At 73.1% G+C, this 20322-nt stretch carries 18 protein-coding genes; 10 read left to right on the top strand and 8 right to left on the bottom strand.

The features are described 5' to 3' along the window. Positions 1 to 23: 23 nt before the first annotated feature. The 3 genes from ACIBQ1_RS15695 to ACIBQ1_RS15685 form a co-directional block, all read right to left on the bottom strand. Positions 24 to 1145 (bottom strand): MBL fold metallo-hydrolase, encoded by a 1122-nt coding sequence (locus ACIBQ1_RS15695; protein WP_397277947.1) that lies wholly within the window; start codon positions 1143 to 1145, stop codon positions 24 to 26. Between the two features lie 259 nt (positions 1146 to 1404). Beyond that, positions 1405 to 2100, bottom strand: a complete 696-nt coding sequence (locus tag ACIBQ1_RS15690; RefSeq protein WP_397277945.1) for a DUF3152 domain-containing protein — start codon at positions 2098 to 2100, stop codon at positions 1405 to 1407. Positions 2101 to 2199: 99 nt separating this feature from the next. Beyond that, positions 2200 to 3429: an NAD(P)/FAD-dependent oxidoreductase gene (locus ACIBQ1_RS15685; RefSeq protein WP_397277943.1), complete on the bottom strand. Its 1230-nt coding sequence runs from the start codon at positions 3427 to 3429 to the stop codon at positions 2200 to 2202. A 254-nt stretch (positions 3430 to 3683) separates the two neighbouring features. Between ACIBQ1_RS15685 and ACIBQ1_RS15680 the strand changes: the two genes are divergently transcribed. From ACIBQ1_RS15680 to ACIBQ1_RS15660, 5 genes are all read left to right on the top strand, one after another. Further along, positions 3684 to 4505, top strand: coding sequence for a hypothetical protein (locus ACIBQ1_RS15680; protein WP_397277941.1), 822 nt, complete (start codon positions 3684 to 3686; stop codon positions 4503 to 4505). A gap of 527 nt (positions 4506 to 5032) precedes the next feature. Continuing rightward, entirely contained in the window at positions 5033 to 6031 is a 999-nt protein-coding gene (locus ACIBQ1_RS15675; protein WP_397277940.1) for a LacI family DNA-binding transcriptional regulator, read from the top strand. A 162-nt stretch (positions 6032 to 6193) separates the two neighbouring features. After that, positions 6194 to 6913 (top strand): TetR/AcrR family transcriptional regulator, encoded by a 720-nt coding sequence (locus ACIBQ1_RS15670; RefSeq protein WP_397277938.1) that lies wholly within the window; start codon positions 6194 to 6196, stop codon positions 6911 to 6913. Then, complete coding sequence (locus ACIBQ1_RS15665) at positions 6910 to 9432, top strand: PEP/pyruvate-binding domain-containing protein (protein WP_397277936.1); 2523 nt, start codon at positions 6910 to 6912, stop codon at positions 9430 to 9432. The genes ACIBQ1_RS15670 and ACIBQ1_RS15665 overlap by 4 nt, the downstream gene beginning before the upstream one ends. Positions 9433 to 9457: 25 nt before the next feature. Further along, positions 9458 to 10297, top strand: a complete 840-nt coding sequence (locus ACIBQ1_RS15660) for an alpha/beta hydrolase (RefSeq protein ID WP_397277934.1) — start codon at positions 9458 to 9460, stop codon at positions 10295 to 10297. Here ACIBQ1_RS15660 and ACIBQ1_RS15655 read toward each other — a convergent pair. The 3 genes from ACIBQ1_RS15655 to ACIBQ1_RS15645 all read right to left on the bottom strand — a co-directional run bounded on the left by ACIBQ1_RS15655 (position 10273) and on the right by ACIBQ1_RS15645 (position 12338). Further along, positions 10273 to 10704, bottom strand: a complete 432-nt coding sequence (locus ACIBQ1_RS15655) for a type II toxin-antitoxin system PemK/MazF family toxin (RefSeq protein ID WP_397277932.1) — start codon at positions 10702 to 10704, stop codon at positions 10273 to 10275. The two genes, ACIBQ1_RS15660 and ACIBQ1_RS15655, sit on opposite strands and share 25 nt — an antisense overlap. Further along, positions 10692 to 11075 (bottom strand): glycosyltransferase, encoded by a 384-nt coding sequence (locus ACIBQ1_RS15650; RefSeq protein ID WP_397277930.1) that lies wholly within the window; start codon positions 11073 to 11075, stop codon positions 10692 to 10694. The genes ACIBQ1_RS15655 and ACIBQ1_RS15650 overlap by 13 nt, the downstream gene beginning before the upstream one ends. Before the next feature lie 186 nt (positions 11076 to 11261). Beyond that, the gene (locus tag ACIBQ1_RS15645; protein WP_397277928.1) at positions 11262 to 12338 is read right to left on the bottom strand and encodes an epoxide hydrolase family protein; all 1077 of its coding nucleotides are present in this window, start codon (positions 12336 to 12338) and stop codon (positions 11262 to 11264) included. 51 nt (positions 12339 to 12389) lie between these two features. Between ACIBQ1_RS15645 and ACIBQ1_RS15640 the strand changes: the two genes are divergently transcribed. The 3 genes from ACIBQ1_RS15640 to ACIBQ1_RS15630 all read left to right on the top strand — a co-directional run bounded on the left by ACIBQ1_RS15640 (position 12390) and on the right by ACIBQ1_RS15630 (position 14530). Further along, a complete protein-coding gene (locus ACIBQ1_RS15640) occupies positions 12390 to 13334 on the top strand; it encodes a helix-turn-helix transcriptional regulator (RefSeq protein ID WP_397277926.1) in 945 nt (314 codons plus the stop codon). A 4-nt stretch (positions 13335 to 13338) separates the two neighbouring features. Then, positions 13339 to 14112, top strand: a complete 774-nt coding sequence (locus ACIBQ1_RS15635; RefSeq protein WP_397277924.1) for an acyl-CoA thioesterase domain-containing protein — start codon at positions 13339 to 13341, stop codon at positions 14110 to 14112. A gap of 67 nt (positions 14113 to 14179) precedes the next feature. After that, entirely contained in the window at positions 14180 to 14530 is a 351-nt protein-coding gene (locus ACIBQ1_RS15630) for a hypothetical protein (protein WP_397277922.1), read from the top strand. On the opposite strand, the gene gndA is transcribed toward ACIBQ1_RS15630, so the two are convergent. Both gndA and ACIBQ1_RS15620 read right to left on the bottom strand, forming a co-directional pair. Beyond that, positions 14458 to 15882, bottom strand: a complete 1425-nt coding sequence (gene gndA / locus ACIBQ1_RS15625; protein ID WP_397277920.1) for an NADP-dependent phosphogluconate dehydrogenase — start codon at positions 15880 to 15882, stop codon at positions 14458 to 14460. The genes ACIBQ1_RS15630 and gndA overlap by 73 nt on opposite strands. Before the next feature lie 63 nt (positions 15883 to 15945). Next, positions 15946 to 16638 (bottom strand): HAD family hydrolase, encoded by a 693-nt coding sequence (locus ACIBQ1_RS15620; RefSeq protein ID WP_397277918.1) that lies wholly within the window; start codon positions 16636 to 16638, stop codon positions 15946 to 15948. Between the two features lie 73 nt (positions 16639 to 16711). Between ACIBQ1_RS15620 and ACIBQ1_RS15615 the strand changes: the two genes are divergently transcribed. Then, positions 16712 to 17746 carry an aldo/keto reductase gene (locus tag ACIBQ1_RS15615; protein WP_397277916.1) on the top strand — a complete coding sequence of 345 codons (1035 nt, stop codon included), beginning with the start codon at positions 16712 to 16714 and terminating at the stop codon, positions 17744 to 17746. Positions 17747 to 17828: 82 nt separating this feature from the next. Continuing rightward, positions 17829 to 20312 carry an ATP-dependent Clp protease ATP-binding subunit gene (locus ACIBQ1_RS15610; protein WP_397277914.1) on the top strand — a complete coding sequence of 828 codons (2484 nt, stop codon included), beginning with the start codon at positions 17829 to 17831 and terminating at the stop codon, positions 20310 to 20312. Positions 20313 to 20322: the final 10 nt, after the last annotated feature.

Raw genomic sequence — 20322 nt, 5'->3', positions numbered from 1 at the left:
ACGGGGCCGCGGGCGGGCGGGGGTCAGGCGAGGGTCTCCCACCAGCCCTCCACCACCTGGGCGTCGGAGGTGTCCACGGCCTCGCCGGGGCGGGGCACGACGATCTTGACGTCCCGTGCCTTGGACTCGCGCCACAGCCGTTCCACCGGCTCGGACCACGGGTGCAGGGCCAGCGTGAAGGTCGCCCAGTGGACGGGGAGCAGCAGCGAGCCGCCCAGGTCGAGGTGGGCGTTGACGGCCTCCTCGGGGTTCATGTGGATGTCGGGCCAGGCCGGGCTGTAGGCGCCGATCGGCATCAGCGTCAGGTCGAACGGCCCGTGCGCCGACCCGATGCCCCGGTAGCCCTCGAAGTATCCGGAGTCGCCCGCGTAGAAGACCCGCTTGTTCGCCCCGGCCACCACCCAGGACCCCCACAACGTGTCATTACGGGTGAAGGCCCGGCCGGAGAAGTGCCGGGCCGCCGTGGCGACGAAGCTCAGCCCCGCCACCTCGGCCCCCTCCTCCCAGTCGAGCTCGATGATCCGGTACGACGGCACGCCCCACCGCTCCAGGTGCGCCCCGATGCCCAGCGGCACCAGGAACGGTGCCGTCTGCGTCCTGATCAGCGAGCGCACGGTCGCCAGGTCGAGGTGGTCGTAGTGGTCGTGCGAGATCACGACGGCGTCGATCGCCGGCAGCTCGCCCAGCTCGACCGGCACCGGGTGGTGCCGCTTGGGGCCGACGAGCTGCGAGGGGGAGGGCCGCTTGCTCCACACCGGGTCGAACAGCACCCGCCTGCCCTCGATCTCCACCAGCGTGGAGGCGTGGCCGTACCAGATCGCGCGCAGGCCGTCGGCGGGCGCCGGGTCGGTCGGCGGGACGCGCAGCGGGATCGGGCCCGCGGGGCGGCGCTGCTCCTTGTTCTTGGTCAGCTCGCCGAGCAGGCCGGCGGGCGGGGCCGTCATCATGTGGGTCGGCTCGGGCATCGGGTTGAAGAACGTGCCGTCCCTGAACTGCGGCGAGCGCCGCATCCTCGCCGCCCGGTCCGGCCCCGATGTCAGAGGCCGTACGCCCAGCTCGGCGGGGATCTCGCGCAACACCCAGCCCGCGGCCGCCAGGGCCACGCCACCCGCGAGGACCCGCCGTGCCGTCCGTATTCCTGCCATGTGCCACACTCCCCTGGAAATCTATGCATCCGGCTCAACCGAGCGGGATTCCCCGGTGTTCCCGTTCTACGATATATCGCGATAGGTTCAGACCGCATCGATCATTTGGCCGCCGGTGTCGCCGACACTCCCCAGCGCGGCGACGCCCGCCACGTCCCCACCGCGGCGACCCCATCGGCTCGAAGAACCTACCGGTCGCCATCCTCCCGCCGCACGGCAGCCCCTGCCATGAACGGGTGGGGTGTCGCGACATGTGGGTTCACGGTCCGCGGTCCTCGCTCGGTCCGCGGTCGGGGTGGGGCCACGGGTTGGGGCGGCAGCGGTCCAGCGACTTCGACTGCTGGGTCATGACCGGGGCGAGCCGCCCGGGCCCGGGACAGGGCTCGTGGCCGTGCCCCAGGCTGTGCCCGACCTCGTGGCTGATCACATAGGCCCGGTACGCGGCCAGGTCGCCGCGGTACTGCGGGACGCCCTTCGCCCAGCGCAGGGCGTTGATGACCGAGCGGGTGCCGTTCCAGCAGGACAGCTCGCCCCCGGTGCGGAGGGGCCGGCACTGGAGAGTGGTGAGCAAGGGACTGGACAGGGCGACGCGGACCTGCGCCGGGCCGTGGTCGACGCGTTCGAAGCGCGCCCACCCGCGTACGTCGTTGAGCACCCGATGCACGTCGGCGGCGAACACGGCCGGGTCGAACGGCAGGCCGGCCTCCACCTCCACCACGTACCGCACCACCTCCCCTGACCCCGGCCGGGCCGGCGCGCCGCCGGGCACGACCGTGTACCGGCCGGAGGCGGAGTACGGGACCCACACCTCCTCGGCGGGGCGCTTCCTCGGAGCGGGGGGAGGCTGGGGCCGGCTCGGAGAAGGCGAGGGCGTGGGCGTGGGGGAAGGCGCGGGCGGCGCGGAGGCGCAGGAGGTCACCAGCAGGACCAGCATCAAGAGCGCGAGCAGCGGCAACGCGGCCTCCCCACAGCGTCATGGCGGGGAGGAAACCGATGTTACGTGAGTGCCTGTCGTGATGATCCGGCAGGGGCCCGGACGAGGATCTCCATCCGGCTATCCGACGCTGGGCGCGTAGGGCGCGATGTCGATGGGCGGCTCCTCGCCGAGGGCGAGCGCGGCGGCGATCTCGCCGGTGAACGGGCCCGCCGTCAGGCCGTACGCGCTCAGGCCCGTCGCCACCACCACGCGCCCCGTCACCGGCCCGATGAGAGGGGAGCCGGGCGCGTACACGGGGCGCAGGCCCACCCTGGTCTCCGCGACGGTCGCGTTGAACAGCCCGGGCGCCACCCGCAGCCCCGCCGCGATCACCTCGTCCAGCCCGCCCAGCGTGACCCGCGGGGCGAACCCCACGTCCTCCACGGTCGCCCCGATCACGACGCGGGAGTCGGGGAAGCCCAGCAGGTACGGGCCGACCCGCGGCAGCACGATCGGCCACCACGCGGTGTCGACGCCCTCCAGGGTCACGTGCATGATCTGCCCCCGACGCGGGAACACCGGCAGCTCCACGCCCAAGGGCCGGCACACCTCGCCCGTCCAGGCCCCGGCGGCCACGATCACCATGTCGGCGTCGAGCGGCTCGCCCTGACCCGCGAACCGGCGCGCCCCCACGGGCGCGGGCGGCGCGGCCGAGGACACGAGCGGCGCGCCCTGCCGCCAGGACCCGCTCTGATCGGCGGGCTCGGCGGTCTCATCTCGGGCGGGGCTCCACGGCTCGCCCTCGGCGTGCGCCTCGCCGGCCACGGCGTGCACGAACACCTCGCCGCCGGGGGTGAGCCGCGCGGCGCCCGCGCGTACCTCCGCCCCCTGGGCCACGGCGGCGCGCAGGAGCGCGTCGCGGACCGAGCAGCCGTCCACGCGCGCCGCGCCCGGCACCAGGAGGGCGCTCAGATCGTCGGACAGCGGCGGGAACAGCTCGGACGGGGTCGGCACGTCGGTGACGTCGCCCATCTCGGGCGCGCCGGCGTGCCTGCGGCGCAGCAGGGCGCGCACCGGCTCCAGGTCGGCCGGGTCCTCGGCGACCAGCAGCGCGCCCACCTTGGCGTAGCCGATGTCCTCGCCCAGCGCCTCCACCAGCCCCGGGTAGCGGCGGGTGCCCTCACGGGTCAGCCGGTACCAGTCGTCGTCCTCCGGGTGGTCCACCCACGGGCACACGATGCCCGCCCCCGCCTGGGTGGCCTCGCCCGGATAGCCGCCGTCGACCACGGTCACCGCCGCGCCGCGCCCGCTCAGGTAATAAGCCGCGCCCGCTCCGACGATGCCGCTCCCGATCACCACAACACGCATGCGTCCCATGATCCCAGCCCGCCCGACCTCGGCTGATACGGGGATCGCCCCCTTACCTACGGCATACCCCGGCGCGACCCTCTCAGTGCTCGAACAGGGCCCGCTCAGTGCCCGCCCAGTGCCCGCCCACGCCGTCCCCGGCGGGTACTGGCGCGGGGTCCAGGCGGCTATGGTCAGCGCATGGACGTCGCCGTCACGAGGATCGACCTGCCGTGGCCCGCCCGGGTCGCCGCGTCCGACGGGACCACGGTCTGGTGCGCGGCGTCCGGCCGGTTGCGGGTCTACACCGCCCCGGCGAACCGCTGGACGGCGGCGAGTCCGTACGGGTGCCGGAGCTGCGCTCCCTGGCGGCGGTGCCGGGGACCGTGCCGGGCACGGCGGGCGTGCCGGGCACGCTGGCCGAGACCGTGGTCGTGCCCAGGACGTTCGCGGGGCCGCCGCACCTCGGCTCGTTGTCCGAGAGCCCGCTGCGGGGAACGCTGGCGGGGACCGCGGAGGGCCGGGTGCACTGGCTCGACCCCACCGGCGCCCCGCTGGCCGACGAGCCCTTCGACGGCCGCGTGCTCGCGGGCGGCGGCGAGATCTGGGCCGTCGGGTCGGAGCGGGCGCGCCGGCTGACCGGGCCCGGCGACTTCGGCGAGCCGGTGGAGTTACCCGGCCTCGACCGGTGCGCGGTCGAGGGCGAACGTTTGTGGTGGACGTCGAAACGGGACACCTGGCTGCGCGGCGGCCCGAGGGAGGTGGACCTCTGCACCCGTGAGCGCGGCGGCATGACCGTGTGCGCGGGCTCCCTGTGGATCAGCGTGGCGGGCGGCCTGGAGCGGGTGTCGGCCTGGTCGGGGGAGCCGCGCCGGTTCTTACGGGCGCCGGAGGGGCCGGTGCCGTTCCTGGTCTGCGCGAACGGGGTGCTGGCGGGCGGCGGGCGCGACCTGTTCACGCTCGCCCCGGCCGCCGGGGCCGCCGTCCGCGTGACGCGGCCGGGCCTGAAGGCCCGGCTCGGGCTGGTGGTCGCGGCCGGCAAGCACATCTGGGCCTTCCCCGCCGACCGCCCCCAGGCTCTGATCGTGCCGCTGTGAGAACGCCGACGAAATCGGCCCGCGCGGTGCCGGATCCGTGGTCGCAGCGCCTGCTTTCCGTCTGCTCACGCCGCTGTCGTCACCCTCGGCCGGGCGCCGAGGTCCGCGAGGCGGATGGCCAGGGTCCGCCCGAAGTCGCGGCCGGCGGCCGTGATGACGACGCGGTGGTTGTCCCATCTCATGGTGTCGCTCCTGGTTCGTGGATCGGTTGGTGCGGCGCATTGCGGCAGGTGACATCGGGCCCGTGCCGCTCGCCGGCGAGGGGACGGCGATCAGCGGGCCGGCCGGTCGTGGACGCCGACATCGTGCTCTGGCACACCGTCGGCACCACCCGTTTCTGCCGTTCCGAGGACTCCCGATGATGCCCGTGGAGTGCACCGGCTGCACGCTGAGGCCCGCCGGTTTCTTCGACCGCAACCCCGCGGCCGACCTGGCGCCGGCCTCGGACGGAGGTTGTCACACGTAGTGTCGAATCCCTGGTCGAAGGCGTTATGATCAAAGCGACGACACGCCTGCGACGAGGAACGATGTCGAGCATCAAAGAGGTTGCCCAGCTCGCCGGGGTCTCCGTCGGCACGGTGAGCAATGTGCTCAACCGGCCCGACATGGTGGCCCCCGACACCCGGCTGCGGGTGCGGGCCGCGATCGCCCGTCTCGGTTACGTCCGCAACGGCTCGGCCCGGCAGTTGCGGGCCGGACGCAGCCGGACCATCGGCGTGGTCGCGCTCGACCTGTCCAACCCGTTCTTCATCGACGTGCTGCGCGGCGTCGAGACGGCCGCGCAGCGGGCCGAGCTCACCGTGATGGTCTTCAACAGCAACAAGGACGCCGACCGCGAGGCGGGGCTGCTGGAGACGTTCGAGGAGCAGCGCCCGCTGGGCGTCCTGATCACGCCGGTCAACGACAGCGCCGAGGAGGAGCGGCTGAGCCGGCTCATCTCGCGCGGCATCCCGGTGGTGCGCTTCGACAGCTCGGCCCCGCACAGCCACGGCTGCGCGGTCGCGGTCGACGACGTGCTCGGCGGGCGGATGGCGGGTCGCCACCTGCGCGAGCGGGGCCATCGCCACATCGCCTTCGCCGGCGGGCCGTTCACCGTCCGCCAGGTGCGGGAGCGGCACGACGGCCTGACCGCCGTGCTCGCGCCGGACGACCGGCTGACCGTCATCCCCCTGCCCGACCTCACCATCGCCACCGGGCGGCTGGCCGGCGAGGAGATCGCGGGCCTGCCGCCGTCCGAGCGGCCCACCGCGGTCTTCTGCGCCAACGACCTGGTGGCCATCGGGGTGCTGCAGGAGATGACGCAGCGCGGGCTGCGGGTCCCGGCCGACCTGGCCATCCTCGGCTACGACGACATCGACTTCGCGGCGGCGGCGGCCGTGCCGCTGTCGTCCATCCGGCAGCCGCGCGAGCAGTTGGGGCACACGGCGGCCCTGATGCTGCTGGAGGAGGCCAACCGGCCCGCCGGCCACGAGCACCGCCAGGTGATCTTCCAGCCCGACCTGGTCGAACGCGCCTCCACCCGATAACCCCCCGCCGGTCGGAGCCCCCGTGCGCGCGTGATCGGCGCTGCCGCCTGCCCGCCGTCTCCGGGCGCCGTTGGAGTGCGCTCCGGCGGCGCCGTGCCTTTCGCGATCGGCGAGCCATCGTTTGACAAATTCTCAAAAAATGTCAAAGTGACAATCGTGAGCGTGAACGAGCAAGACCGCGAGCAGGCGATCCTGGACGCCGCGGCCGGCCTGCTGATCCGGATCGGCTACAACAAGCTGACGATGGGCGACGTGGCGGAGGCGGTCGCACTCCACCGAGGGCTGGTCTACCTGCACTTCAAGTCCAAGGACGAGCTGGTCGAGGCGGCGCTGCGCCGCGAGGGCGGCCGCTACGCGAGCGCGTGGCGCGAGCAGCTGGAGGCCGACCCGCGCGGCGGCGACGTCGCCAGCGTCTACCGGCTGATGGTGCGCGTGCTGAAGGAGCGTCCCCTGACCGCCGCCATCGCCGCGCGCGATCCGGAGGTCTTCGGCAAGTACCTGCGCAAGCCCGGCAACCTCTTCGAGCGGCTGCCCCGCACCTTCGGCATGCGTGAGTTCCTGGAGGTGATGCGGCAGGCGGGCACCGTGCGCCACGACGTCGACACCCGTGCCGTGGCGTACATCCTCGACGCCCTCACCCCGGCCCTGCGGCGCACGTTCGCGGCCGACAGGGCGGGGTCGCCGGACCCGGATCAGCCGACGTCGGACGAGCTGCTGGAGGCGCTCGCGGACATGCTCGATCGCGCCCTGGCCCCCGCCGGCGGCGCGGACCTCGCGAAGGGCAAGGCGGTGCTGCTCGGCGGCCTGAGACAGGTCCGGGCCGAGCTCGCCACCGAACTGGGCCCAGAAGAAGGCATGAAGGAAGAAGGAGAGCAATCATGACGGACGACGACCCACTTGTCCTGGCTCTGGACGACGAGCGCGCCGATCTGGAGCGGGCCGGGGGCAAGGGCGCCTCGCTGGCCCGCCTGGCCGCGGCCGGGCTGCCCGTGCCGCCGGGCTTCCACGTGACGACGGCCGCCTACCGCCGCTTCGTCGCGGCGCACGGCCTGCAGGAGCGCATCGTCGAACTCGCCGCCGCGGCGTCCCCCGACCGGCCGGAGACCTGCGACGCCGCGGCCGAGAAGATCTCCGCGCTCTTCGCCGGGCAGCCGATGCCGGCGGAGGTGGCCGAGGCCGTCGCCGCCGCGTACCGCGCCGTGGGGGAGAACGACCCGGCGGTGGCCGTACGGTCGTCGGCGACCGCGGAGGACCTGCCCGAGATGTCGTTCGCCGGGCAGCAGGAGACCTATCTCAACATCCACGGCACCCCTGAGGTCCTGGACGCGGTCAAGCGCTGCTGGGCGTCGTTGTGGACGGCCCGCGCCATCGGCTACCGCGCCCGCCAGGGCATCGACTCGGGCGACGTCAGCCTGGCGGTGGTCGTCCAGGAGCTCGTGCCGGCGGACGCGGCCGGCGTGCTGTTCACGGCCGACCCGCTGACCGGCGCCCGCGACCGGGTGATGGTCAACGCGGCCTGGGGGCTCGGCGAAGCGGTCGTCAGCGGCCAGGTCAGCCCCGACACGCTCGTCGTCGCCAAGGCCGGCGGCTCGATCCTGCGCCAGGACGTCAGCGTCAAGGAGGTCATGACCGTCCGCACGGCCGACGGGACCCACGAGCAGCCGGTGCCCGCCGACCTGCGCGAACGGCCGGTGCTCGACAGCGGGCAGGCGGCCGGGCTGGCCCGCCTGGCCGTCGAGATCGAGGAGCTGTACGGGCAGCCGATGGACATCGAGTGGGCCCGCCACGACGGCCGCCTCCACATCCTGCAGGCCCGCCCCATCACCGCGCTGCCCGAGGCCCGCGAGGTGGACTGGGAGCTGCCCGACCCGAAGGGCAAGTACGTGCGGGGCAGCGTCACGGAGCTGCTGCCCGAGCCGCTGTCCCCGCTCTTCGCCACGCTCGGCCTCGACGCCTGGAAGCAGGCCACGCTGGAGCACTACCGGAGCGTCGGGCTGCCGTACTTCGACGAGCCCTTCGCCGTCATCGGCGGATACGCCTACTACAACGTCGCCTACACGGCCGGGATGATGGCCCGGATGATGGTGGCGCAGCCGCTGTTCCTGGCGTCCACCCTGCCCAAGGCTCTGCGGACGGCGCCGGAGCGCTTCCGCGAGGCGCACGCGGATTACGCCGCCGTGGCCGCCCGGTGGCACGCCGCCGACGTGGGGGCCGCGCCGGCGGGCGAGCTGCTGTCAGGGGTACGCGAGATCGTCGAGGCCGCGGCGCACTACTACGGGGCCATCCAGAGCGGCGTGCTGCCGGCCGCGTACATCAGCGAGTCGATGTTCACCGCGGCGTACAAGCTCGTCAAACGGCCGGGCGACCCGCTGCCGGTGGCGTTCCTGCTGGGGTTCGAGCACAAGCCGCTGCGGGCGGAGAAGGCCCTCTACGACCTGGCGTGCTGGGGGCGCGAGCACCCCGGGCAGGACATCTCCGATCGGTTCGCCGCCTATCTGGCCGAGTTCGGCGACACGGTCTATGACCTCGACTTCGCCAAGCCCCTGCCGGCGGAGGACCCGGAGCCGTTGCTGCAGACGCTGCGCTTCTTCCAGACCGGCGAGACGCCCGGCCCGCACGAGCGGCAGCGCGCCGCCGTGGAGGCCCGGGAGCAGGCCGTGCGGCGGCTCCAGGCCCGGCGCGGCCCGCGGGCGGCGTTCGCGCGGCGGATGCTGCGCTGGGCGCAGAAGATCGCCCCGCTGCGTGAGGACGGCCTGGCCGACGTGGGGCTGGGCTGGCCGGCGGCACGCCGCGCGCTGCGCGAGCTCGGCCGCCGCCTCGTCGCAGCCGGGGCGCTGGCCGCCCAGGACGACGTGTTCTGGCTGCGCCTGGACGAGCTGGCGGCGGCCGTGGGCGCGCTGGACTCCGGGCACGGGTCCCCGGCCGACTCGCGCGAAGCCGTGGCCGAACGCCGGGCCGCGTGGCAGGCGCAGAAGGCGGTCGCGCCACCGCACGCGCTCCCGGCCGAGGGCGGCACGAAGGTCCTGGGCATCGACTTCTCCCGCCTGCTGCCCGGGCACCGCAACGACGGCGACTCCGACGTCATCAAGGGCGTGCCCGGCAGCCCGGGGCGGGTGACCGCGCCCGCGCGGATCATCCACGGCCCCGACGAGTTCGACCGGATGCGCCCGGGCGACGTCCTGGTCGCGCGGATCACGACCCCCGCGTGGACCTCGCTGTTCGCGCTCGCCTCCGCCGTGGTCACCGACGTCGGGGGCCCGCTCAGCCACAGCTCCATCGTCGCCCGCGAATACCGCATCCCGGCCGTCCTCGGCACCGGCGCGGCGACCGGGCGCCTGGTCGACGGCCGGCCGGTCGTCGTCGACGGCGACGCCGGAACGGTCACCCCCGTCCACTCCTGATCATCGAACGAGAGCAGGAACCGCCATGGAACTCATCCCCTTGTGGGAGGGCGCCTCGCAGGAGGCGCTGCTCGGCCACGAGACCTTCCTCCCCGAGATCACGACGACCGGGAAACTCCGGCTGATCCGCAACGTCCGAGCTCCTTCGCTGACCGTCCACACCCCGGATCCGTCCGTGGCGACGGGGACCGGCGTGATCCTCTGCCCCGGCGGCAGCTTCGCCACCCTTCCCCACTGGGACGACCCCGAGATCGACGGCATCGTGCGCCGGCTCACCGAGCCGGGCCTGACCGTGTTCCTCCTCAGATACCACCTGATGCCGACGCCGCGCGACGACGGGGAGTTCGTGCGGGCGATCATGAGCGGCACCATGGACCCCATCAAGGCGCATGCCCGCGTGGCCGAGAACGACGCCTTCCTGGCCATGCGCGTCGTCCGGGAGCGGGCCGCGAGCTGGGCTGTCGACCCGTGGCGCGTCGGCATCATGGGATTCTCCGCGGGCGGCCTGCTCACGATCGTCGCCGCGACGGGCTACGACGCGGACACGCGGCCCGACTTCGCCGCGCCGATCTACGGCACCTGCTTCGACCCGTACACCGTGCCGCCGGACGCGCCGCCGCTGTTCGTCTCCTTCGCCGGCGACGATGTGGGCGAGGGGGTCGTGTCGTCCGGCCTCGCGCTGTACACGGCCTGGCACGAGGCCGGCCGCCCGGCCGAGCTGCACGCCTACGCCGAGGGCGGCCACCGGTTCGCCTCGGCTCCGCCCGGCCTGCCGAGCAGCGCGTGGACGGACCGCTTTCTCGACTGGCTCGGTCACGCGGGCTTCCTGGGCCGACGCGGCTACCGGGCGGCGTCCCATCCGTAGGTCTTCATGAGCCGGGCCGCCACCCGTGCGAAGCGGTCGCCGTCGAGCACCGCGCCCTCGCGCCGGATGTCGTCCTCGTCCAGCACGAAGACCCGGTCCAGCCGCACGTACGACACCCGCTCGTCCCGCCCCCAGGCGCCCAGCTCCAGCCAGTCGGGCCCGTCCTCGCCCTTGCTGGACAGCATCACGCCGATGAGCCTGCGCCCGGTCCGGCCCACGACCAGCAGGGGGCGGTCCTTGCCGCGGGACGGGTCCTCCTCGTAGGGGACCCAGGCCCAGACGATCTCCCCAGGGTCGGCCAGGCCGTCGAGGTCGGGGGAGTAGGCCAGGGTGGCGGAGTCGCCGAGGGAATGGATCTCGCGTACCGCGCCCCGGGCCGGCCGGGGGTCCTCACCTAGATCGCGCATTGGGGGAGCCTACGGCGGCGCGCCGCCGAAATCCAGTCAGGCTGTCCGTCCGCGGGGACACCGGCTCGCCTGCCACGACGCCCTGATAGTGGCCGACGAGGTCCTCGCACATCGGGGGCCAGCTCGTCCAGGAGGCGCCGCAGCGTGCCGCGGGCGGTGATGCCCCGGTAGCCGCCGAGGCCGGGGACCACCGGGCCGGGCAGGGTGATGACCCGCCCGGCCGGGGTCCGCTCGTCGCGGGCCGTCGCGCCGGGGACGACCAGGACGGGCTCGTGTCCCGCCGCCGCGTATCCGGCGCCGAGCTCGTGAAGGGCGGTCCGCAGCCCGCCTGACGTGGGAGTGACGAAGTTCGCTAACCGAACGATACGCACGTCTGGATGATGGCCGCAGATCTCTCCTAATCGGCTAATTCACCATGAACCATTCCATAACCTTCGTTGGCTGGCCTTTGGCGGTGTGGCGGGTAGGGATTGATCGTCCCGCAGTTCCACTGAGCCCGGGGTCGTCTCAGAGGCCCCGGAGTCTCAGAGGCCCCGGAGTCTCAGAGGCCCGGGATCTCAGAGGCCCGCGAAGAAGGCCGTGATGTCGGCGGCCAGCAACCCGGGGGCCTCCAGGGCGGCGTAGTGGCCGCCGGACGGGAACTCCGACCAGTGCACCACGTTGTGCGCCCGCTCGGCGTACCGCCGCACCGTGCTGTCCCCGGGGAAGACCGCCACGCCCGTCGGCGTCCTGCCCGGCGCGTCCGGCACCGCCCAGTCACCGCCGCTCTCCCGGTAGATGCGGGTGGACGACCCGGCCGTGCCGGTGAGCCAGAGGATCGTGACGTCGGTGAGGACGTCGTCGGCGGGCACCCCGCCCACGTCCCGCCCCCACGAGGCGAACGCGTCGAGGGTCCAGCCGAGCAGCCCGGCGGGCGAGTCCGCCAGGGCGTACGCGAGCGTCTGCGGCCTGGTGCCCTGGACGGCGGCGTACCCGGAGAACTCCCGCCGCCACCGCTCCACCCCGCGGGCCCGCTCCACCTCGGCCTCGGTCAGGCCCGCCAGGTCGTCGGTGACGAACACGGTGAGCGCGTTCACGTGCACGCCGGCCACGCGTTCCGGGGCCAGCCGCGCCACGGTGGGGGAGACCAGGGCGCCGAAGTCGCCGCCGTGGGCGCCGTACCGCTCGTAGCCGAGCCGCGACATGAGCTCCACCCAGGCGGCGGCCACCCGCCGCACGCCCCAGCCCGGCTCCGTCGCCGGGCCCGAGAATGCGAACCCCGGGATGGACGGGATGACCAGGTGGAAGTCCCGGCTGAGCGGCCCGGCGACGCGCGAGAAGTCCGCGAACGTGCTGGGCCAGCCGTGTGTCAGCAGCAGCGGCAGCGCGTCGCGCCGGGGCGAGCGCACGTGTGCGAAGTGCACGCGCTGCCCGTCGATCACGGTCGTGTACTGCGGGAACGCGTTGAGCCTGGCCTCGTGCGCGCGCCAGGAGTAGCCGTCGAGCCAGTGGCCGGCCAGTTCGCGCACCGCCTCGGGCGGCACCCCGTACGACCAGCCGACCCCGTCGAGGGCGTCGGGCCAGCGGGTGCGCTCCAGCCGCTCGCGCAGGTCGTCGAGCCGGTCCTGGGATATGTCGATGACGAATTCGTCCATGACGGCGACGCTAGGGATCAATGCGGTCAGATTCGGGCCACAATGGTGAGTGTGCTGGACACCTCGGCGAGACTGTTGCGCCTGCTGGCCCTCCTCCAGACCCGGCGCGAGTGGTCCGGGGCCGACCTGGCGGAGCGGCTCGGCATCGCCCCCCGGACCGTGCGCCGCGACGTCGACCGGCTGCGCAGCCTCGGCTACCCGGTCCGTTCGGCGCCCGGGGTCTCCGGCGGCTACCGGCTGGGCGCGGGCGCGGAGCTGCCGCCGCTGCTGCTCGACGACGAGGAGGCCGTGGCGGTCGCGGTCGGCCTGCGCACCGCCGCGAACGGCACCGTGACCGGCATCGAGGAGACCTCCCTGCGCGCCCTGGCCAAGCTCGAACAGGTCCTGCCCGCCCGCCTGCGCCACCGGGTCAACACCCTGCAGCGGCACACCGTGCGCATCAACCGCGAGGGCCCCACCGTGGACGCGGACGTGCTCTCCCGCGTCGCCGCCGCCTGCCGCGACCGCGAACAGCTCCGCTTCGACTACACCGGGCACCGGGGCGAGAGCGCGCTCAGAAGGGCCGAGCCGCACAGCCTCGTCACCAAGGGCAACCGCTGGTACCTGGTCGGCTGGGACGCCGAGCGCGGCGACTGGCGCACGTACCGGGCCGACCGGATGCGCCTGCGGACCCCCAACGGCCCCCGCTTCGCGCCGCGCGAGCCGCCCGAACCCGACGTGGCCGCCTGGGTGCAGCGCCGCCTGGCGCACGAGATGTGGCCGTACGAGAGCCGCTTCCTGCTGCGCGCCCCCGCCGGGCGGATCGAGGGCAGGACGGCGGGCACGGTCGAGCCGGTGGACGAGCACACGTGCCTGCTCACCCTGCGCGGCGACGACCTGCGGCTGATGGCCGTCGTGGTGGCCTTCCTGGACGTGGACTTCGAAGTGCTGGAGCCCCTGGAGCTGAAGGAGCACCTGAGGGCTCTCGGTGAACGGCTGCTCTCCTCTAGAATCTGATTCTGTGTCAGCGTTCTTCACCCAGAAGAAGGGCGAGCTGGTGCCCGCACCGCACGCCCGAGGTCCCTGGTCCCCCGACATGCTCCACGGCCGCCTGCTCGGCGGGCTCGCCGCCCGGGCCATCGAGCGGCGCTACGCCCAGCCGGGGCTGCACTTCGCCCGCCTGACGGTCGACCTGTTCCGCAACAGCCCGATGGTGCCGGTCACGGTGGAGACCTCGCTGGTCAGGGCCGGGCGCAGGATCCTCGTGGCCGACGCGGTGATCACCACCGAGCAGGGGGTGATCGGGCGGGCCGGCGCGGTGCTGCTGCGGCAGGGGGAGCAGCCGGACGGGGAGCAGACGTTCGTCACGCCCCCGTGGGACACGCCCGCGCCCGCCGGGCCGCCGGTGGACGCGCGGGCCACGTGGACCCCGCCGTTCGACCTGTGGCGCGTGACGGAGTGGGCCGCGCCCGGGCCGGGGCGGGTGTGGCTGCGGGAGTCGTACCCGCTGGTGGACGAGGAGCCGCTGACGCCGTTCGTACGCACGGCGCTGGCCGCCGACTTCGCCAGCCCGCTGAGCAACTCGGGGGTGGAGGGGCTGCGCTTCATCAACGCCGACTACACCCTGACGCTCGCCCGGCTGCCGTCCGCGGAGCTGATCGGGGTCGAGGCCACCGGCCACCTCTCCGCCGACGGGGTCGCCACGGGGCAGGTCACCATGCACGACGCGGGTGGGCCGTTCGGGTTCTGCGTGGTCACGGCGATCGCCAACACGGTCGGCATCGGCGGCCGTTAGCGGGCCCGCGCGGTCGAGGAAGATCGGCCGCGGGAGATTGTCGTACCTGTGGCGTAACGTGCTGCGGGTGCGTTCAGCTGTGCGTGTCGCCGCCGGGGACGGCTTCCACCTCGACGCCGTGACCTGCGTCGATGACCATCGCGGGTGGTCGGCGGCGCAGGTGGGCCCCGGGCACCGCCTGGTGCTGGTGCGCCGCGGCCGGTTCCGGCGCATGGCCGACGGGCGGGCCGTCCCGCCGTCCGGCCGGCCGCCGCCCGTCCGCCGCCTGCCCGGCCGTCCGGTGCCGCCGTTCGACGGGCCGGAGCGGGTGCTCCGTCGGCCGTACGGCGGCGGCCGGGACGCGGGTCAGGCCGGGTGCTCGGCGCGGTCGCCGGACCAGTCCGTGTGGAAGGAGCCCTCCTTGTCAACCCGGAGGTAGGTGTGCGCGCCGAAGTAGTCGCGCAGCCCCTGGATCAGCGCGGCCGGGAGGCGGTCGCGGCGCAGGCCGTCGTAGTAGGCCAGCGCCGAGGAGAAGCCGGGCGTGGGCACGCCGATCTGCACCGCCGTCGTCACCACGCGCCGCCACGCCTCCTGCGCCGCGTCCAGGGCGGCCGCGAACGTCGGGTCGGCCAGCAGCGTCGGCAGCGCCGGGTTGGCGTCGTACGCGGCCCGGATCCGGTCCAGGAACTTGGCCCGGATGATGCACCCGCCGCGCCAGATCGTGGCCATGGCCCCCAGTTCGAGGTCCCAGCCGTACTCACGGGAGGCGGCGGCCATCTGGTCGAAGCCCTGCGCGTACGCGACGATCTTGGACGCGTACAGGGCCTGCCGCACGTCCTCCACCAGTTCGCGCCCCCCGACCCCGGACAGGCGGGGCCCCTCCAGGGACGCGGCGGCGGCGCGCTGCTCCGGGTGGCCGGACAGGGCGCGGGCGAAGGTCGCCTCAGCGATGCCCGTCACCGGCACGCCCAGGTCGAGGGCGCTCTGCACGGTCCACCGGCCGGTGCCCTTCTGCTCGGCCTGGTCCACCACGACGTCCACGAACGGCTTGCCCGTCTCGGCGTCCACCTGGTCGAGCACCTCGGCGGTGATCTCGATCAGGTACGAGTCCAGCTCACCCCGGTTCCACTCGCGGAACACCGAGGCCAGCTCGGCCGGGGTCGCGCCCAGGGCCTGGCGCAGCAGGTCGTACGACTCGGCGATGAGCTGCATGTCCGAGTACTCGATGCCGTTGTGAACCATCTTCACGAAATGTCCGGCACCGTCGGGGCCGACGTGGACGCAGCACGGCACCTCGTCCACCTTGGCCGAGATGTCCTGCAGGATCGGGCCGAGCGCCTCCCACGACTCCTTCGAGCCGCCCGGCATGATGCTGGGCCCGAGCAGCGCGCCTTCCTCGCCGCCCGAGATGCCGGTGCCGACGAAGTGCAGGCCGCGCTCGCGCAGCGCCGCCTCGCGCCGCCGGGTGTCGTCGAAGTGGGCGTTGCCGCCGTCGACGATCATGTCGCCCGGCTCCATCAGGTCGGCGAGCTGGTCGATCACCGCGTCGGTGCCCGCCCCCGCCTTCACCATGATGATCGCCCGCCGTGGCCGCTTCAGCGAGGCCACGAAGGCGGCCAGGTCTTCGGACGGGACGAACGTGCCCTCCCCGCCGAACTCCTTGACCAACTGCTGGGTACGCCCAGACGTGCGGTTGTGCACGGCCACCGCGTATCCGTGCCTGGCCAGGTTCCGGGCCAGGTTGCGCCCCATCGTGGCCAGGCCGGTGACGCCGATGTCTGCCAAGTCCATCTCAAGCTCCTTTGTGGGGGATACGCATGATCCAGCTCGGTGGTTCCGAGGGATATTCCAACATCAGTCGGACTGCCGTACGCCGAGCTCATCGAGCCTGTCCAGCATCTCAGCCGGATCGGTGTAGACCCTGAAGGCGCCGGCGCGTTCGAGCTCGTCCCTGCCGTACCCGCCGGACTGCAACCCGATGCCCAGCGCGCCGGCCCGGCGGGCGGCGAGCAGGTCCCAGACGCTGTCGCCCACCACCATGGCATGCGCCGGATCCACCCGGACCAGCGCCGCCCCGGCCAGGAACAGGTCGGGGTCCGGCTTCGCCCTGCGCACCATGTCACGCGTGATCATCGGGGTGTCCTCCGGCAGGCCCAGCATTCCCAGAGCCAGCCGCGCCGTGCGGGCGTACCCGCTGGTGGCGATCGCCCACGGCACGCCGCGCGAGGACAGCTCCGACAGCAGCTCCGCCGCGCCCGGCAGCGGCCGGACGGAGTGGACCTGCTGCTCGTACGCCTCCATGTGCGTGGTCTGCAACCGGTCGATCTGCTCCGGCGTCAGCTTCAGCCCGGTCTCGCGCAGCAGCGCGCTGACGAACAGCCCGCCGCTCATGCCGATGCGGCGGTGGATCCGCCACACCGACAGGTCGATCCCCATGCCGGCCAGCGCCTGCCGCCACGCGATCACGTGCTGGTAGACGCTGTCGATCAGGGTGCCGTCCAGGTCGAAGAGGAACGCGGGCGTCGGGGTCTCCGGAAACTCGCTCATGGGTCCATGACACCATGAGGGAATATGTCGATCATCATCGCGGGTGGACCCTCGTTGGGACAGAGTGATTTCCGTGACTGAATATCGCGTACTTGGACGTACTGGACTTAAGGTCAGCCCGCTCTGCCTGGGGGCGATGATGTTCGGCGGGTGGGGTGAGTCCGACCCCGGCGAGTCCGCCAAGATCATCGACCGGGCGCTCGACGCGGGGATCAACTTCATCGACACCGCCGACGTCTACTCGCAGGGCCAGTCGGAGGAGTTCGTCGGCCAGGCGCTCGCCAAGTCGGGCAAACGCGACGACGTGGTGCTGGCCACCAAGGTCCACGGCGTCATGGGCGAGGGCCCCAACCAGCGGGGCAACTCGCGCCGCTGGATCATCCAGGAGGTCGAGAACAGCCTGCGCCGCCTCGGCACCGACTGGATCGACCTCTACCAGATCCACCGTCCCGACCCCGCCACCGACGTCGAGGAGACCCTCGGCGCGCTCACGGACCTCGTACGGCAGGGCAAGGTCCGCTACATCGGCAGCTCCACCTTCCCCGCGCACCAGATCGTCGAGGCGCAGTGGGCGTCGGAGCGGCGCTCGCTCGAACGGTTCGTGTGCGAGCAGCCGCCGTACTCGCTGCTCGCCCGCGGCATCGAGGCCGACGTGCTGCCCGTGACCGAGAAGTACGGCATGGGCGTCATCGTGTGGAGCCCGCTGGCCGGCGGCTGGCTGAGCGGCCGCTACCGCAAGGGGCAGGGCCAGCCGCAGACGCGCAGGGCGGAGCGGCTGCCCGACCGGTACGACCTGACGAAGGAGGTCAACCAGCGCAAGCTGGACGCCGTCGAGCAGCTCGCCGTGCTGGCGGAGCAGGCGGGCGTCACGCTGATCGAGCTGGCACTGGCCTTCACGATCAGGCACCCGGCGGTGACCTCGGCCATCATCGGCCCGCGCACCCTGGAACATCTGGAGGGCCAGCTCACGGCCACCGAGGTCCGCCTGACGGACGACGTGCTCGACCGGATCGACGAGATCGTCCCGCCCGGCGTCACGCTCAACCCCGCCGACCGGGGCTGGCAGCCGCCGGAGCTGGGTGACGCGAGCCTGCGCCGGCGCCCCTGACCGGACCTCAGGTTTTGCCGATAGCTGGGTATGAGGTCCGGCCTGGGCGGTAGGTGTTCCCCGAGTTGAGGGGGGACATGCGATGTCGTTTTTCGGCGGGGACCCGTTCAGAGGGTTCGAAGAGCTCACGGGCCGGGTTTTCGGCGGCATGGAGTCGTGGCCGCCGACCCGGCCCAGCGTGCAGCGGGTGGACGTGGGCAGGCTGCTGTCCGCCTCGGCTCGGGAGGTCCTGGCGCGGGCCGTGGACGCCGCCGGTCAGCGCGGCGCGCCCGACCTGGACGTTCTCGACATCCTCGACGCCCTGACGGAGGACGACGGCATCCGCAACATGCTGCGCACGGCCGGCGTGGACGTGGGCCGGATGCGTGACCGCATCGACGAGGTGGCCGGGCCGGGCGAGGCCGGCGAGCCGCCCACCACGCTCTCACCGGCCGCCAAGCGGGCCATCCTCGACGCCCAGCGGATCTCGCGCGCCCTGCGGTCGTCGTACATCGGGCCCGAGCACCTGCTGCTCGCGCTCGCCGCGCGCCCCGACTCCGGCGCCGCCCGCATCCTCCAGGACCAGGGCGTCTCCGCGAACGAGTTGCAGGAGGCCATGACGGCCGCCCCGCGCCGGGGCGACGGCGAAATGCGCCGCCAGAGCGACACGCCGACGCTCGACGAGTACGGCAGGGACATCACCGAGGAGGCCAGGCAGGGCAGGCTCGACCCGGTCGTCGGCCGCGAGGAGGAGATCGAGCAGGCCATCGAGGTGCTGTCGCGCCGCACCAAGAACAACCCGTGCCTGATCGGCGAGCCGGGCGTCGGCAAGACCGCGATCGTCGAGGGCATCGCCCAGCGCATCGTGAACAACAGCGTCCCGGACACGCTCAAGGACCGGCGCGTCGTCGGCCTCGACCTGACCGGCATGGTGGCCGGGACGAAGTACCGCGGCGAGTTCGAGGAGCGCATCAAGAAGGTCATCGACGAGGTGCGCGCGCACTCCGACGAGACCATCGTCTTCATCGACGAGGTGCACAACCTGGTCGGCGCGGGCGCCGCCGAGGGCGCCATGGACGCGGCCAACATCCTCAAGCCCGCCCTGTCCCGTGGCGAGTTGCACGTCATCGCCGCCACCACCATCGACGAGTACCGCAAGAACATCGAGAAGGACGCCGCGCTCGAACGCCGCTTCCAGCCCATCCTGGTCTCCGAGCCGTCCGTGGAGGAGACGGTCGAGATCCTGGCCGGGCTGCGGGACGCGTACGAGGCCCACCACCAGGTCCGCATCACCGACGAGGCCCTCGACGCGGCCGCGAACCTGTCCGCCCGCTACATCTCCGACCGGTTCCTGCCCGACAAGGCCATCGACCTCATGGACCAGGCCTCCGCCCGGGTACGGCTGCGCTCGCGCACGCCCGGCGCCGACGTGCGGGAGCTGGAGGAGCGGCTCGACGCGCTGCGCCGCGACAAGGACCAGGCGGTCTCCGCCGAGGACTTCGACCGCGCCAAGGACCTCTCCACGCAGATCGACAAGATCAGGCCGGAGGTCGAACGCGCCCGGCACGGCACGGACAGCGTGCCCCTGGTCGTGGTCGAGGACATCGCCGAGATCGTCTCCCGCCGCACCGGCATCCCGGTCACGCAGCTCACCCAGCAGGAGCGCGAGCGCCTCATGCGGCTGGAGGAGCACCTGCACGAGCGCGTGATCGGCCAGGACGAGGCCGTGACCGCCATCGCGGAGGCCGTACGCCGGGCGCGGGCGGGCCTGAAGGACCCCAACCGCCCGATCGGCAGCTTCCTGTTCCTCGGCCCGACGGGCGTCGGCAAGACGGAGCTGGCCAGGGCGCTCGCCGCGGCGCTGTTCGGCGGCGAGGACCACATGGTCCGCATCGACATGAGCGAGTTCCAGGAGCGGCACACGGTCTCCCGCCTCATCGGCGCGCCGCCCGGATACGTCGGGTACGAGGAGGCCGGCCAGCTCACCGAGGCCGTCCGCCGCCGCCCGCACGGCGTCATCCTGCTGGACGAGGTCGAGAAGGCCCACCCGGACGTCATGAACATCCTGCTGCAGATGCTCGACGACGGCCGCCTCACCGACGGCCAGGGCCGCACGGTGGACTTCACCAACACGATCGTCATCATGACCAGCAACATCGGCGCCCAGCTCATCCTGGACTCGCGGGGCGACGTCAAGGAACTCGAAGACCGGCTCATGGACCTGCTGCGGCACTCGATCCGGCCGGAGCTGCTCAACCGCATCGACGAGACGATCATCTTCAAGCGGCTGGAGAAGGAGCAGCTGCGCCAGATCGTGGAGCTGATGCTGCAGCGCACCCGGCAGCGCCTGCGCGGGCAGGACGTCACGCTGGAGGTCACGGACCCGGCCAAGGACTGGCTGGCGGAACGCGGCTACCAGCCCGAGTTCGGCGCCCGGCCGCTGCGCCGCACGGTGCAGCGGGAGGTGGACAACCGGCTGGCCACGATGCTGCTGACCGGCGAGGTGGAGGAGGGGGGCGGGGTGATGGTGGACGTCGAGGGCGACCGCCTCACGTTCCGCGCCACCGCCCCCCAGCCCACCACCTGACCAACGCGCG

The organism is Nonomuraea sp. NPDC050153 (assembly GCF_044460125.1).
Taxonomy (GTDB): domain Bacteria; phylum Actinomycetota; class Actinomycetes; order Streptosporangiales; family Streptosporangiaceae; genus Nonomuraea.
The sequence above is the reverse complement of the archived record's forward strand: the minus strand, read 5'-3'. Positions and strand labels throughout refer to the sequence as shown.

Bases quoted from the DNA above. Each gene is read 5' to 3' on its own strand.
- ACIBQ1_RS15695 (WP_397277947.1), bottom strand. From the start codon at position 1,145: ATGGCAGGAATACGGACGGCACGGCGGGTCCTCGCGGGTGGCGTGGCC.
- ACIBQ1_RS15685 (WP_397277943.1), bottom strand. From the start codon at position 3,429: ATGCGTGTTGTGGTGATCGGGAGCGGCATCGTCGGAGCGGGCGCGGCT.
- ACIBQ1_RS15675 (WP_397277940.1), top strand. From the start codon at position 5,033: ATGTCGAGCATCAAAGAGGTTGCCCAGCTCGCCGGGGTCTCCGTCGGC.
- ACIBQ1_RS15665 (WP_397277936.1), top strand. From the start codon at position 6,910: ATGACGGACGACGACCCACTTGTCCTGGCTCTGGACGACGAGCGCGCC.
- ACIBQ1_RS15660 (WP_397277934.1), top strand. From the start codon at position 9,458: ATGGAACTCATCCCCTTGTGGGAGGGCGCCTCGCAGGAGGCGCTGCTC.
- ACIBQ1_RS15655 (WP_397277932.1), bottom strand. From the start codon at position 10,704: ATGCGCGATCTAGGTGAGGACCCCCGGCCGGCCCGGGGCGCGGTACGC.
- ACIBQ1_RS15645 (WP_397277928.1), bottom strand. From the start codon at position 12,338: ATGGACGAATTCGTCATCGACATATCCCAGGACCGGCTCGACGACCTG.
- gndA (WP_397277920.1), bottom strand. From the start codon at position 15,882: ATGGACTTGGCAGACATCGGCGTCACCGGCCTGGCCACGATGGGGCGC.
- ACIBQ1_RS15620 (WP_397277918.1), bottom strand. From the start codon at position 16,638: ATGAGCGAGTTTCCGGAGACCCCGACGCCCGCGTTCCTCTTCGACCTG.
- ACIBQ1_RS15610 (WP_397277914.1), top strand. From the start codon at position 17,829: ATGTCGTTTTTCGGCGGGGACCCGTTCAGAGGGTTCGAAGAGCTCACG.